This window comes from Sphingobacterium sp. SGR-19 (assembly GCF_011043555.1).
Taxonomy (GTDB): domain Bacteria; phylum Bacteroidota; class Bacteroidia; order Sphingobacteriales; family Sphingobacteriaceae; genus Sphingobacterium.
This window is the reverse complement of record NZ_JAAKGS010000007.1, coordinates 1-15,405: the sequence shown is the minus strand read 5'-3', so window position 1 is coordinate 15,405 and position 15,405 is coordinate 1. Positions and strand designations below refer to the sequence as shown.

The 15,405-nt window shown below is 41.1% G+C and carries 8 protein-coding genes; 1 reads left to right on the top strand and 7 read right to left on the bottom strand.

Going from position 1 to position 15,405, the window contains the following annotated elements; translation table 11 throughout:
• Positions 1-13: 13 nt before the first annotated feature.
• Positions 14-3,100, bottom strand: a complete 3,087-nt coding sequence (locus G5B43_RS13410; RefSeq protein WP_165295317.1) for a SusC/RagA family TonB-linked outer membrane protein — start codon at positions 3,098-3,100, stop codon at positions 14-16.
• Positions 3,101-3,345: 245 nt separating this feature from the next.
• On the bottom strand, positions 3,346-3,843 hold the full coding sequence (locus G5B43_RS13405) for a hypothetical protein (RefSeq protein WP_165295316.1): 498 nt from the start codon (positions 3,841-3,843) through the stop codon (positions 3,346-3,348).
• Between the two features lie 305 nt (positions 3,844-4,148).
• Here G5B43_RS13405 and carB point away from each other — a divergent pair, with 305 nt between their 5' ends.
• Positions 4,149-6,968, top strand: a complete 2,820-nt coding sequence (gene carB, locus G5B43_RS13400) for a carbamoyl-phosphate synthase large subunit (protein ID WP_165295315.1) — start codon at positions 4,149-4,151, stop codon at positions 6,966-6,968.
• Between the two features lie 34 nt (positions 6,969-7,002).
• Here carB and G5B43_RS13395 read toward each other — a convergent pair whose 3' ends face one another.
• The 5 genes from G5B43_RS13395 to G5B43_RS13375 all read right to left on the bottom strand — a co-directional run bounded on the left by G5B43_RS13395 (position 7,003) and on the right by G5B43_RS13375 (position 15,295).
• Positions 7,003-8,076 (bottom strand): formylglycine-generating enzyme family protein, encoded by a 1,074-nt coding sequence (locus G5B43_RS13395; RefSeq protein WP_165295314.1) that lies wholly within the window; start codon positions 8,074-8,076, stop codon positions 7,003-7,005.
• A gap of 89 nt (positions 8,077-8,165) precedes the next feature.
• Positions 8,166-9,581, bottom strand: a complete 1,416-nt coding sequence (locus G5B43_RS13390; RefSeq protein ID WP_165295313.1) for a Gfo/Idh/MocA family protein — start codon at positions 9,579-9,581, stop codon at positions 8,166-8,168.
• Between the two features lie 257 nt (positions 9,582-9,838).
• The gene (locus tag G5B43_RS13385) at positions 9,839-11,143 is read right to left on the bottom strand and encodes a TolC family protein (protein WP_165295312.1); all 1,305 of its coding nucleotides are present in this window, start codon (positions 11,141-11,143) and stop codon (positions 9,839-9,841) included.
• 4 nt (positions 11,144-11,147) lie between these two features.
• Positions 11,148-14,225 (bottom strand): efflux RND transporter permease subunit, encoded by a 3,078-nt coding sequence (locus G5B43_RS13380; protein ID WP_165295311.1) that lies wholly within the window; start codon positions 14,223-14,225, stop codon positions 11,148-11,150.
• An 11-nt stretch (positions 14,226-14,236) separates the two neighbouring features.
• Complete coding sequence (locus G5B43_RS13375) at positions 14,237-15,295, bottom strand: efflux RND transporter periplasmic adaptor subunit (protein WP_165295310.1); 1,059 nt, start codon at positions 15,293-15,295, stop codon at positions 14,237-14,239.
• Positions 15,296-15,405: the final 110 nt, after the last annotated feature.

Below are 15,405 nucleotides of genomic sequence, written 5' to 3'. Positions count from 1 at the left end.
ATTATCAATTTTTTTAAAATGAAACATTGAGTCCAAACATAAACCGACGGACAGCCGGATAAACGGATGCACCGGCAGAATTCGTTAAATCACCTCCTTCACGTCTTCCATCCACAGGGGTCAATGGAATTTCCGGATCTACACCAGAATAATTGGTAACGGTGAATAAGTTTTCTCCGGTAAAGAATAACCGTAGATTGCGGATGTTATATTGTTCCAATTTAAAGTTATACCCTAAAGTTAAGGAGCGCAGGCGCAAGAAGTCACTATCTTCTAAATAACGGGAAGAAACTTTATTCCCATTATCCTGGTTACCATATTTTGCAATGGGGTGCGTGGCATTGTCTCCCGGTTTTTCCCAACGGCTCCAGCCGGGCATCAATTTCATTTGGTTACGATCGTTATAAGCACCATCCGAATCATATTCCTGACGAGAATAATTATATATTTTACCGCCTATTGAATAGCCAAAAACTGCTCCTAAATCAAACTGTCTATATTTCAATGCGGTTGAAAGTCCTCCATAAAGATCCGGTGCTGCTTTTCCTAAAGCCATCGGTTTTGCTTCAGCATAATTAGAAGTTGTGGTACGCATTTCATTACCCTCACTATCTGTTTCTATTTTATACCACATAGGAGCACCGTTCTCCGGATTTACGCCTGCCCACTCGCGCATATAGTAGGTATCTACTGGACGACCGGGTTCCAATACACGCTGAGCAGATCCGGCTATATTTGACCCATCACCAATAAAAACTGGTCTGACGGCAAAAGTTCCATCGGCACCTCTGGTTTCAAAAAGCTGCGTCAGTCGGTTCTTATTATGCCCGACATTTAAATCTACACTCCAGTTCCAATCATCATTCTGAATAATGTCTCCGCCGATAGTGACCTCAAACCCCGTATTACGCATGGCTCCGATATTCCGCCACATACTAGTAATACCTACGGTACCTGTGACCGGCACTTGATATAGCACATTGTCCGTATCTTTCACATAAAAATCTAAGGTTGTCCGCAAACGGCTATTTAAAAACGTTGCATCTACACCGGCGCCGGCTGTATAGGTTTTTTCCCAAGTCAGGTCCCGATTTCCTTTTTGGCTAATCAATGCCCCGGGCCTGCCATTATATCCGGAACCCTGTTCCACGGAATAAAGATCATATTGTGGATATAAAGCCGTAGGACGGTTACCTACCGAACCATAAGCTGCTCGGATTTTTAAAGCATTCACCCAATCCGCTTTAAACCAATCTTCATAATGCATATTCCAGGCTCCACTGACGGAGAAGAAATTTCCATATTTCGCATTATCACCAAAATTCGACGCTCCATCCCTACGGAAAGAAAGCTGAGCCATGTATTTGTTATCATAAGAATAATGCACATCCGATAAAAACGATTGAACAGCCCATTCGTTGCGGGCACCACGTGTACGTTCCGGTGAAGTAACAGCATCCATCACTTCAAAACCGGGAATAATGCCGATTCCATAAACATCTAATGTTTTGGAGCTATAATCATTAAATTCATAGGCTAACAAACCACTTATAGTATGTTTGTTCCAGGTTTTATTAGCACGAAGGATTTGATTTGTATACCGCCGTGCGTATTCAAACCGGTAATCAGTCAGACGTCCTACGACACCGATACCTGCGTTGGATCGAGGATCTTCATACCCCGCATTGGCATATGTATTGTAACGATAATTATTAACAGAAGAAAACGTCAGCCAATCGGCTAGTTTGATATCAAAATCAAAGTTCCCCATAAACTCATAGTTTGTATTCGCCGAGTGATTCCATTGCAGGTCATACAAATAATTGGTTTCCGAGTTATTGACCCACCCACTGTAACGATGTGGCACCAAATTGCCGTTCTCGTCAAAAGGGCTATCCCATGGAAACCTGCTATACATCGCTGGTACCGAATATTGACGATTTTCTACACCACGGCGTGCACCAACGATAGAAGGCTTAATGGTCAACCATTCCAGCGGTTTGTATACTTGTCTGAAACGCACATTATAGCGGTCAAAGTCATATCCTTTCACAGAACCTTGTTCATCGTAATATCCTAAAGATAGAAACGACTGTAATGTTTCCGTTCCGCCCTGCACCGTTAGATTATGATTTTGGGTAAAACCGGTTTTTGTTGCCAAATCCCACCAATCAAAATTACTATTGCGTAACTCGCTATTCCAACGGGGAAAAGATATGTCGCCTGCATTCTCAAAAGAGCTGTAATAATCATATAATTCCGCTCCGTTCATCATCCTCACGTTACCGTTATTCAGTTTATTGAATCCCATCCGGGTGGAATAGTTTACAGTTGTTTTTCCGACTTTTGGATTTTTTGTTGTTATGACAATAACACCATTTGCACCCTGTGAACCATAGATAGCTGTAGAAGCAGCATCTTTCAATACGGTCATCGATTCAATATCGTCCGGATTTATATCTCCTGGCTCCGACCCGACAATCACCCCATCTATAACCCATAGTGGCTCCGTAGCTCCACTTAATGTTGCTTGGCCACGAATGGTTACAGCACCTCGTTGCCCCGGTTGTGCGGAACCTGGTGTTACCTGTACACCTGGAGCTTTTGCACTCAACATATTTTCCACTGAAGGGGTCGTAATATCTCGCAACTCGTCACCCGTCACTACCTGCAACGATCCCGTAAGGCTTTCTCGTTTCTGGGTGGAATATCCTGTTACCACGACTTCTTCCAAAGCCTGATCACTTTCTTCTAATACCACCTGCAACGTATTCCCTTCGACAACGACAGTATGAGGGTCATATCCTATTGCAGAAAATACCAAAATATCACCATTTTTAGCTCCGACGGAGAAACTTCCGTCCTGATCCGTTTGCGTCGATATTGACGGATTACCCGATACAGATACCGTGACACCTGCAACAGGACCATTTGTTGCAATGACCGTACCGGTTACCACTTGTTGATAAAAAGCAGCGGAATAGGCATTCGATTCGTTAGCAAATATCGAACTTGCCGAAGCAAGTGTACCCAGTGCAACAACCGACACCAACCGTAAGCTTTTACCGAAAAAAGAGGGATTTGTAAATCTCTTTACCATAAAATACTTTTCAATGTTTTTGTTTATGTTCAGTATGTACTGTCAAACAACGACAATACAACGATTGCAATTTAAACTAAACGAAAGAGAATAATACAGCAAATGAAACGAAAACGATTGCGTAATATAACACAAACGATTGCGGTCAGATATAATGTAACAACAACTATTAATGTGTTTTTTTCCAAACAAGAAAAAAGAGACCCTATTTGGGTCTCTTTCACTGTTAGTTGAGTTTCGTTTTTTTAGAATGTATAACGAGCAGTTAAACCGCCGTTAAAATACAGTCCATTGGAATAGTAAGAGCCCTTAACAACATGGATTGTCGGACGAACATCCGCCGAAAAAGCAAAAGGAGCATTTTTTAATTTGTAATCGACTCCTCCCGTAGGATAGATCCCCGCACTAAACCCGTCATATTCATCCCAATCAGAGAATGTATTTGCCAAAACGGCTCCACCACCGATAAACCATTTGAATCCTTGTATGTTAGGAATTTGAAAGTGATGTTGATATGCTCCTGAAAGAGAAACAGAAGTTAGATCATTTGCTCCATATGAATCGGGGTTAAATCCCAAATCAAACTCTAAGGCGGCAGGTTCTGAAATAAATGTTTTGAATGCAACCCCCACGACGTCGTAATGTCCACTTCCCAAACGGATACCGATTGAGTTTTTGTAATCTTGCGCAAAGACACCTGCAGCAAATAATACCGCAACAAAAGCTAAAGTAATTTTCTTCATAATCGTTTTAATTTATTAAATACTAATTCCTGTTATCGATTCTCAATATCAAAAACCGTTCCATTAATATCCCTAAATAAAACTACAGTTATAATTGTAACAAGCGAGAAAGCTATTCTTGAGAAAAACAGTTATAACAACTATGTCCGAGAAAAATTAGTTTTTTAAAAAAGCTTATTTTTTTGTTAAAAATAATGTAACTTTGCACTCCGACAAAGCAGTCGGAATACTCTCCTCGTAAAGGCATTTTCGTCGCTTTTGTCAACACAACAAATTGATAATTAATTTTTTGAACAAGAGAAATAATGCCTAGAAACACCTCCATTAACTCCGTTTTAATTATTGGTTCAGGACCTATCGTTATCGGCCAAGCCTGTGAATTTGACTATTCAGGATCGCAAGCTGCTCTTTCTTTAAAGGAAGAAGGTATCGAAGTCTCTATTATTAATTCGAATCCTGCAACGATTATGACCGATAAGGTTATTGCAGACCATATTTACTTATTGCCTCTTACATGTGAGAGCATAGAAAAGATTCTCCAAGAGCAACAGATCGATGCTGTGCTACCTACAATGGGTGGACAGACAGCGTTGAACTTATGTATAGAAGCCTCTAATATTGGTCTCTGGGATAAATACGATGTTAAAGTTATTGGAGTAGACGTAGCTGCTATCGAAAAAACGGAAAACCGCGAGGAGTTTCGGCAGTTGATGGTAGATATCGGTATAGGTGTTGCGAGATCTAAAATTGCCAACTCTTTTTTGGAAGGTAAAGAAGCGGCACAAGAAATAGGCTTTCCACTTGTTATTCGCCCGTCTTATACATTAGCGGGTACAGGTGGAGGATTTGTTCACAGAAAAGAAGAGTTTGACGCTGCTTTAAACAGAGGTTTACACGCATCTCCTACGCACGAAGTATTGGTAGAACAGGCTGTATTAGGCTGGAAAGAGTTTGAATTGGAGTTGTTACGAGATAGCAATGACAATGTTATCATCATCTGTACTATTGAAAACTTTGATCCCATGGGTATCCATACAGGTGATTCTATCACCGTAGCACCAGGGATGACGTTGAGTGACAAATGTTACCAAGATATGCGTAATCAAGCCATCCGTATGATGCGTTCTATTGGAAATTTTGCGGGTGGATGTAATGTGCAATTTTCGGTAAATCCTGAAAATGAGGATATCATTGCTATCGAAATCAACCCTCGTGTATCACGCTCTTCTGCATTGGCATCAAAAGCGACTGGTTATCCGATCGCAAAAATTGCAGCCAAACTTGCCATAGGATATAATTTGGATGAACTTCAGAACCAAATTACGAAAACAACATCAGCGTACTTTGAGCCTACATTAGATTACGTTATCGTTAAAATCCCACGTTTTAATTTTGATAAATTCAAGGGAGCAAACAAGGAATTAGGCCTCCAGATGAAAGCAGTAGGCGAGGTTATGGCTATCGGCCGAACGTTTATAGAGGCTCTACAAAAAGCTTGTCAATCTCTTGAAACGAATCGTGGTGGATTAGGCGCTGACGGACGTCAACTACGCAACCTGGAAGAAATCATGGACAGTTTGGAACATCCAAGTGCCGACCGTGTCTTCCATATCAAAGATGCTTTTGAGCTTGGTGTTCCTTTAGAGTCCATTCGTAAAGTAACACGCATTGACAAGTGGTTTTTAGTACAAATTCAAGAATTGGTACAACTGGAAACGGAGTTACGCAGATACCAACTGAACAATATACCTCGTGATTTCTTTCTAACGTTGAAACAAAAAGGTTATTCTGACTTGCAAATTTCCTGGTTGCTGGGTAATGTAAGTGAAGACGATGTGTATGCTCGCCGGAAAGAGTTAGGAATCAATCGGGTTTATAAAATGGTAGATACTTGTGCTGCAGAATTCCCGGCACATACACCTTACTATTATTCTACTTTTGAGGACGAAAATGAATCAGTGGTTTCCGACAAGAAGAAAATCATTGTATTGGGCTCTGGACCGAACCGTATCGGCCAAGGAATCGAATTTGATTATTCTTGTGTCCACGGGCTAATTGCCGCTAAAGAGGCAGGATATGAATCCATCATGGTAAACTGTAATCCGGAAACGGTGTCCACAGACTTTAACATGGCGGATAAACTATACTTCGAACCGGTATTTTGGGAACATGTCCGTGAAATTATCGAGTTGGAAAAACCAGAAGGCGTTATTGTACAATTAGGCGGTCAAACGGCGTTAAAGATGGCTGAGCGCTTGCAAGCATTGGGCATAAAAATTATTGGCACTTCATTTACCGACATGGATTTGGCAGAAGACCGCGGTCGCTTTTCAGATCTTTTGAAAGAGTTGAACATTCCTTATCCAAAATATGGTGTTGCCACGTCCGCGGAGGAAGCATTAAAAGTAGCAAGTGAAGTAGGATATCCCGTACTGGTCCGCCCTTCTTATGTATTGGGAGGCCAAGGAATGAGCATTGTCATCAATGATGAGGATTTGGAAAAAGCTGTAGTTAATCTATTGAAAAACTTACCCGGCAATCAAATCTTGATCGACCATTTCCTTGACCGCGCCGAAGAGGCAGAGTCTGATTCCATCTGTGACGGTGAAGACGTCCACATTATCGGTATGATGGAACATATTGAACCGGCTGGTATTCACTCGGGTGACTCTTCAGCCGTGCTCCCTCCATTTAGTTTATCCGATAATGTACAGCAAAAAATGGAAGAATATTCCATTCGCTTGGCGAAAGCTTTAAATGTACGAGGTTTGTTGAATATTCAGTTTGCAGTAAAGGGAGAAGATGTATATGTGATAGAAGCAAATCCACGTGCGTCCCGCACCGTTCCTTTTATTGCTAAAGCTTATGATGTACCTTATATTAACATCGCTACAAAGGTTATGTTAGGTGTTAATAAATTGAAAGACTTTCAAATCGAACGGAAACTGAAAGGTTATGCCATCAAGGAGCCTGTATTCTCTTTCAGCAAATTCCCGGAAGTTGATAAACAATTAGGCCCTGAAATGAAATCTACAGGTGAAGCTATCCGATTTATCAAAGATTTACAAGATCCTTATTTTAGAGAACTGTACAATAAAAAGTCGATGTTCTTGAATGCACAGTAAAAAAATAAACCCGCTTTTAAAGCGGGTTTATTTTTTATATGTCCTTCACACAGCGGAAACCCACATTATTCGTCGGACTGTTTATTTCACCTTTCCCCCGACTACCTGCTTTATATCGTTCGCAATATTGATCATTACATAAGAACGAGCCACCACGCTGCACGCGCTTTACTAAGCCCGGCTCTTGTGGATCGTGTGAATCCATAGGTCCCTTAGGATTTACTTTGACGCTATGCACATAATAATCTGGTCGATAAAAATCGGAACACCATTCCCAAACATTGCCTTCCATATCATAGAGGCCGTATGCGTTTGGTGGAAAAGATTTTACCGGCGCTGTCGTTTCAAAACCATCTTCTTTGGTGTTACTGGATGGAAAGTCTCCTTGATATATATTAGCCAACCATTTTCCATCTTCCTTCTTTTCGCTACCCCAGTAATAAGTCTCGTTCTTATGTTTTCCGCCTTTAGCCGCATATTCCCATTCTGCTTCGGTAGGAAGGCGTTTCCCTGCCCATTTGGCATAAGCTTCTGCATCTTGGTAGGCCAACTGCGTAACGGGATGGTTTTCCTTTCCCTCGATCGAGCTATTAGGTCCCTCTGGATGTTTCCAACTAGCTCCAGGTATATATTGCCACCATTGCATATAATTATCTAATCCCTTCACTTCCCTTGGTGCAGCAAAAACTGCGGATCCAGGAACAAGCATATTTGGGTCCACACCAGGAAACTCATTTGGATCCAATGGCCGTTCGGCGACCGTTATGTACCCCGTAGCATCTATAAAAGCCTTAAATTGAGCATTGGTAACTTCATGTTCATCCATATAAAAAGAAGAAACTTCGATCTCATGTATCGGCTGTGCATCTGGAAAATTGGAAGATCCCATCTGAAATATGCCCCCTTCGATCAATACCATCCGAATATCATCCTTACCCTGTGTATAGGATAAGGAATCGGTCTTTTGTACAAAACGCGATGGAATTGCCCCCATATGGCATAGCGCTACCGAATCTTCCGCTGTCTCACTTTGCGTTGTGTTCGTCCCGGATTGACAAGACATCATACAGTGAATAAGAATAGCCGATAAAAAAAACTTTGAAAACATAGCCCCTAATATATAGATAATCAGCTTAAAAATAAAAGATGCCCATTAATTATTGGGCATCTCATACATATCATCTTAAATGTAAATAGCTACTCTACATGCAACTGATTATTCTTATTTTGGGTTACTTTCGGACGGATTCCAGTATTTCCGCCACCCTTCAAGCTCAGATCATGTGGTTGATTAGTTTTCCAAGCTCCTTTCGTGAAATCAGGGATATTTACAGTCTTACTATTTTTAGCAACTGACTCACAACTCAATGGCACGATGGCACTCCAAGACGCTCCTTCATACACAGGTTGTTCAATTGGCAATCCATTACGTAAGCAATCAATCAAGCGCCAATCCATTATAAAGTCCATACCGCCATGTCCTCCGACTTGTTTTGCTTGTTCACCAATAAATTTCACCAATTCAGGGGTATATTTTTCTTTAAGACTTTTTAGCTCGTCCTCCTTTACAAAGCTGTGTCCAAAAGCAATTCCTTCTTTTGGATATTTCTGTGCAAAACCTTTAGTGCCGCTTAACAAGTGAAGACGAGAATAAGGTCTTGGTGAAGTAACGTCGTGTTGCACCATTAACGTCTTCCCCTTTTCTGTTTTTATTAAAGTTGTATCCATATTCCCCCGGTACTTCTTACCTACAAACTCTTGAAAAAAGGAATCTTCTGCTGCCAATTCACGAGCTCTATCCCCCATTTGGAAGTCGGCAGTCTGCATGGCAACTAAGTGGGTCATTCGGTCTCCACTATTGATATTCATACATTGTGCAATCGGACCGATTCCATGCGTTGGATAAAGATTACCATTCATCTTGATATTCTCCCGCAAACGCCACATTTTATCATAGCCTTTTTTGCTAAAGTTTAAGTCTAATAGATCGTGGATATAGGCTCCTTCTGCATGTACCAGCTCTCCGAACATCCCTTGACGAGCCATGTTTAACGTCAACATTTCGAAAAAATCGTAACAACAGTTCTCCAGCATCATACAGTGCTTCTTCGTCTGTTCCGACACTTTAACGACGTCCCAACACTCTTTCACAGATAAACCTATGGGCACTTCACATGCGGCATGCGCTCCAGCTTTCATTGCGGCAATACACATCGGCGCGTGAAACTCCCAAGGAGTACAGATATAAACCAAGTCGACTTCTTCTTCTTTCAATAACTGAACCCAACCTTCCTCGCCAGAATAAGATTTAGCTTCCTTCAAGCCTTTGCTAGTCAATATTTTCTGTGCTTTCGCGACTCTGTCTGCATGACGATCACACAATGCCACAATTTCTGTTCCGTCGATATAAGACAGACGATCGACAGCCCCAGGACCGCGCATCCCTAACCCGATTACCGCAATACGTACGGTGTCTATCTTAGGTGCGGCGAATCCCCACATATTGAAACTCGGGGCAGCGGCAAATGCAGCATTATTTATAGCAGGCAATGTAATCGTCGCGCTAGACAAAAGTGTTGCCTTCTTCAAAAAATCTCTTCGGTTGGTATCCATAAATTAATAAATTTCTCTTTTACATTAAAGGGGACAACATTGTGCCCCCTCTAAAATCACCTATTTTAAAACAAACTAACAGTCTACTTTGCATAACCTTTATATTGTGAGACAGTATACAAATGGTTATCAAAAAAAATCTTTTCAAGACCTTTTCTAACACAAGTATAATAGTATTCTCAACTAAAAAAAAGTGAAAACGCAAAGCAAACGTTTGCTCAATTTATAATTAACAGGATTGATACATTTTTTCCCTTCTAAAAGTCGATCTGTCCAACAAGCTCTTTTAGTTGTATTTCCGATAATTTGGCTTGTAGTTGAGCTGCATTAAAGCGAGAAATAGCATTGATAAAATTTTCTTGTGCATCTCTAAACTCAACCGCACTAATGGAACCAATTGTATATTTAGCTAACGTAATATCGAGATTTTGACGGGCGATATCTTCATTCTTTTCTTCCATTTTAACTAATTCGATATTGGTTAAATAGGTCTCATAAGCCGTTTTCAGACCTGTCTGCACAGCCAGCCGTTGTTGTTCAATCTGTAAAGCAGCATTATCAATCTGGATTTTAGCGATACGTTCGTTACGGCGTTGGTTCAAGCCATCGAAAATGTTGACAGAGGCCGTAAGTCCATACGTCAGTCCTCTGGAGTTAGAACGTGCAACAAATCCTAAACTAGATTCCGTTCGAGAAAAGTTGTATCCTCCATTTAAACGCACCGTCGGATAGCGAGCTGACTTTATATCCTTCAAATCCAATTCTGCAAGTTTTTTGTTCAGGATAATGATTTGCAAATCGGGATTAAACCGATCCGCTCTTTCAAGCAAATTGCCATATATCAGGCTCTCGTCGATTCCAACCTCGGTATCGATTATGAAATCTATATCCAAGTCTCTAGCCAGAATACCATTCAACATCGTTTTCAAATTTTTAACGGTCTCGACTTGACGAAGACGGGCAGAAAGATCTTCGTTTAAATTAACTTGGACATTTAAAACCTCCAATTTTGCCGCTTTTCCGATAGAAAATCTATTTTCCGCTGTACGAAGCCGCTCTCTGGAAATAAGAATACTGGAATCTAACGCCGATAGTAAATTTTGCTGTTCCACAATAGTATAATATAATGTGATGACATCACCAACGGTAGCAAGAATGGTTCTCTTCAATTCTAAGTCGCCTTGTTTTTCTAATTCCTGTAGTTTTTCATAGCGCGCAAACATACCTAAGCCATCAAAAATAGTCCATCCAATATTTACGCCATAGGTTAAGTTATTGTTTCTCGCGTTGTCTAGAGAACGCTCAACGCCGCTATTCTGAAGTTGTGTTGCATTTTGTATACTGTTGTTCTGTGCTAGGTCTGCTGTTGCGTATGGAAGCATTCCCGCATTTCCGTACGTTTTATTTTCTTTTGCCGCAAGCAATACATTTTTTGACAATTGTATATCATAGTTATTTTCCAACGCAATCTCCACCGCACGTTTAACGGTCAACAATTCCTGCCCCACTGCTATAGTAAAGATGCCTAGTCCTAAATACAACGAAATCAATATTCCCCTCATAAGCTTATTCTTCAATATTATCAAACTCTGGTCGTTTTTTCCTGGATCTTGACATCATTAAATAAAAAGCAGGAATAACATATAGTGTCAATATTAACGAGAACATGGTCCCTCCGACAATAACGACTCCCATACCTATACGACTGGTAGAAGCTGCTCCCAAAGAAAGTGCGATAGGGAGGGCGCCTAAGGCAATAGCCAATGATGTCATCAATATGGGGCGCAAACGTGCTTCGGATGCCTTAACTACAGCTTGGTATTTTTCATAACCTTGATCTCGAAGCTGATTGGCAAATTCCACAATCAATATTCCGTTTTTTGTCACCAAACCAATTAACATGATCGTTCCAATCTGACTAAAAATATTCCAACTTTGGGCAAATAACCACAACGAAAGTAACGCTCCTCCAACTGCCATAGGTACCGTAAGCAGAATGATAATAGGATCTATAAAACTCTCAAATTGCGCTGCAAGAATGAGGAAAATAAGAAGAACGGCTAAACCAAACGCAAACATCGTATTCGAGCTACTCTCCACAAAATCTCGCGCTTCTCCACCTAAATCTGTTGTAAAAGTCGCATCCAATATACGATCTTTTATGGCGTTCATAGCTGCTATGCCATCTCCCATGCTATATCCAGGAGCCAATCCTGCCGATACGGTAGCCGACATATACCGATTATTATGGTAGAGTTGGGGTGGACTACTTTGCTCCTCAATTTCTACTATATTGTCCAATTGAACAAGGAGACCATCCTTATTTTTTACATAAATAGCAGCCAGATCCATTGGTGTTGCTCTATCCTTTCTATCAAATTGCCCCATTACCTGGTATTGCTTGCCATTCATCATAAAATATCCAAAACGCTGTCCAGACAAGGACATTTGAAGTGTCTGAGCTACGTCCAACACGGATACGCCCATCGATTGGGCCCGATCACGGTCAATCGTTACGTACACCTCTGGCTTATTAAATTTCAAATTCACGTCCACAATAGAAAATGTCCGGTCTCTTGACAGCTCCTCCATAAACTCTGGAATCTTTTCCTCTAAACGCTCGAAATTAGGTGCTTGAATAATATATTGAATAGGTAGCCCACCCCGTCTGTTGACCGATATGGTAGGTTGCTGTGAAACAGCCACCCTAGCTTCAGAATACTGTCGCGTCATTCGAGAAAGATCTGTCGCTATTTCTTGCTGTGTCCGTGTACGCGCTTCAGGTTGCACCAATCCCAATCTGACAAAACCACTGTTGGCAGACGCAGTACCAAACCCTGGAGAGGTAACCACAAGACTTACTTTTTTCTCGGGAACTGAATCATTCATGAGCGCGGTAAGTTCTGTCATAAAACGATCCATATAATCGTAAGAAACTCCTTCTGGTGCGGTGGCGCTCAATCTAATGTAACTTCTATCATCATACGGCGCCGTCTCTTTTGGCAGCACAGAATAGAAGAAATAAATAAGACCAAAACATACTGCAATAATAACAATGCCGAGCCATTTGAATTTTAAAAATCCTTGTAGGGAACTTTCATATTCCTTGTTCATGATCTGAAAATAACGCTCTGTTTTGTTATAGAATTTTGATTTACGCTGTTCACCACCCTTCATCAAATATGCATTGAGCATAGGTGTCAATGACAAAGACACGAAAGCTGAAATTAATACAGCCGCGCCAATAACAACACCAAATTCCCTAAATAAACGTCCAACAAATCCCTCCAAAAAAATGACTGGCAGAAACACTGCCGCTAACGTAATGGAAATAGAGATAACGGCAAAGAATATCTCATTTGAGCCTTTTATCGCGGCTTCAATAGGCGACATTCCTTCTTCCACTTTCTTAAAAATATTTTCGGTGACGACGATACCATCATCCACGACTAGACCCGTCGCCAACACGATAGCCAGCAATGTCAACACATTAATCGAAAAGCCACACAGATACATAATAAAAAAAGTAGCAATCAAGGAAACAGGAATGTCGACCAAAGGACGGAAAGCAATAGACCAGTTCCGAAAGAATATATAGATAATCAAAACCACCAGAACGATAGCAATGATCAATGTCTCTACTACTTCAAATATTGCTTTACGAACAAACTGGGTATTATCCATCGCAATATTCAAGTCAAAACCCGGAGGGAGATCTTCTTCTAATTTATCATATTCTTCGTAAAAATGTTCTGCAATCTCCACGTAATTGGTCCCTGGCTGAGGAACAATCGCCAGAGCAACCATTGGGTATCCCGAGTCTGACATCTTGGTTTCAAAATTTTCAGCCTCCAGAGCCGCATTGCCCACATCTGCCATTCGTACCACCCGATTTTCATCTGCTCGAATAATAATCTTGTTAAACTCCTCTTCCGTGGCCAAATTTCCCAATGTCTTAACCGCAAGTTCCGTATTTGTACCTGTCAACACGCCTGAAGGTAACTCCACGTTTTGATTATTCAAAGCGGCTCGAACATCGAGTACCGTCAGTCCGTAAGAAGCCAAACGCACCGGATCTATCCACAGTCGCATAGCGTATTTACGTTGTCCCCATATCCGTACCGAACTCACCCCCGGGATAGTCTGTAACCGTTGAGCGATAATGTTATCGGCATAATCCGATAGCTCCAACACATTTCTTGTTGTACTCTGGACAGTCATGGTAATAATAGGTTCTGAATCAGCGTCAGCTTTAGAAACAACAGGCGGCGCATCAATATCTTGCGGCAGGCTTCGCATTGCTTGTGATACCTTATCCCGCACGTCGTTCGCCGCCGCCTCTAGATCCTTATCCAAATTAAATTCGATCGTAATGTTGCTAGCGCCTTGACTACTAGATGATGAAATGTTGCGAATACCATCAATCGAATTAATCGATTTCTCAAGTGGTTCCGTAATTTGGGACTCTATAATGTCGGCATTTGCTCCTGCGTAGTTTGTCCGAACGGAAATTTGAGCGGGATCGATAGAAGGATATTCCCTCACCCCCAAAAAAGTATATCCGATAATCCCAAAAAGGATTAACAGTAAGTTCATGACAATAGCGAGAACGGGGCGCTTAATACTTAATGTAGATAAACTCATTACAATCTCTATTAACGCAACGTCACAGTCACAGGGCTGCCGTCTCGCAATGACATCACACCAGAAGTCAAAACGGTATCCCCTTCGTTTATACCTTTAACAATCAAAACGTCAGCATCTGTGCGGGCGCCGGTTTCAACCAATATCTCCTTAGCTATACCTTCTCTCTTAACGAATAATTTTTTTCCATTCTGAATTGGAATTAGTGCCTCGGCCGGTACCAACAGCCCTTTTTCTACAGTTTCCAATGGAAAAATGACATTAGCAAATGTACCCGGAATAAGCCCACTATCTCTATTGTTTGCTAAGGCGCGAACACGCAGTGTCCGAGTTGCCGTTTCTACTAAAGGCTCAATAGCATATACCTTTGCTGTAAATTCATCGCTTGTCCCTTGCACTGTAAATCGTACCGAGGTACCTATTTTAACTTTGGATGCATATTTTTCTGGAATTGAAAATTCTAATTTCACTTTGCTTATATCCACAAGTTGAGCAATATCAGTGATAGGTGTAATATAACTTCCTTTAGAAATATTCCGGAGACCTACCGTTCCCGAAAATGGAGCACGAATGGCTGTTTTGATTAATTGCGCCTCTATAAGCTGTATCTGTGACTCAGCTGTTCTATGATCTGCACTTGCGATATCATATTCTTCTTGACTAATAGCCTCTTTTTCCAACAACAGCTTGGCCCTACGCTCATTTTCTGCTGCTAGACTATTCCGTGTTTTAGCTTGTGCTAACTGCGCTCTTAATTCTGCATCATTTATTTTGATTAGAACCTGTCCATTAGATACATGGCCTCCCTCAGAAAAATTTAAGACTTCCACGATTCCTGAAATCTCCGAACGCAGATTAATAACTTCATTGGGTTCAATAGTGCCAGAGAGCGACAAAAAATCGGAAAAAGGTTGGCCAGAAACAACCATACCGTATACTTTCGATTCTGTTCGTTGTCTTCCCTCCGCATTCTCAGCAGCTTTTTCCTTATTAATCATAACCCGATAGGTCACCAATCCCGCTATTATTAGCAAAATAATAATTAAAACCGTTGCAAATCTCTTACTCATAACTATCTTGAAACATCATAAACAGGAAACACATAACGCCAAGATACCGCTATTTTGCCGGATTCACTTGTAAAAATCTTATTATAAAGGATAGATTTAGCTGAGTTGGA

Excerpts from the sequence above, each read along its gene's own strand:
- G5B43_RS13410 (WP_165295317.1), bottom strand. The coding sequence starts at position 3,100 with ATGGTAAAGAGATTTACAAATCCCTCTTTTTTCGGTAAAAGCTTACGG.
- G5B43_RS13405 (WP_165295316.1), bottom strand. The coding sequence starts at position 3,843 with ATGAAGAAAATTACTTTAGCTTTTGTTGCGGTATTATTTGCTGCAGGT.
- carB (WP_165295315.1), top strand. The coding sequence starts at position 4,149 with ATGCCTAGAAACACCTCCATTAACTCCGTTTTAATTATTGGTTCAGGA.
- G5B43_RS13395 (WP_165295314.1), bottom strand. The coding sequence starts at position 8,076 with ATGTTTTCAAAGTTTTTTTTATCGGCTATTCTTATTCACTGTATGATG.
- G5B43_RS13390 (WP_165295313.1), bottom strand. The coding sequence starts at position 9,581 with ATGGATACCAACCGAAGAGATTTTTTGAAGAAGGCAACACTTTTGTCT.
- G5B43_RS13385 (WP_165295312.1), bottom strand. The coding sequence starts at position 11,143 with ATGAGGGGAATATTGATTTCGTTGTATTTAGGACTAGGCATCTTTACT.
- G5B43_RS13380 (WP_165295311.1), bottom strand. The coding sequence starts at position 14,225 with ATGAGTTTATCTACATTAAGTATTAAGCGCCCCGTTCTCGCTATTGTC.
- G5B43_RS13375 (WP_165295310.1), bottom strand. The coding sequence starts at position 15,295 with ATGAGTAAGAGATTTGCAACGGTTTTAATTATTATTTTGCTAATAATA.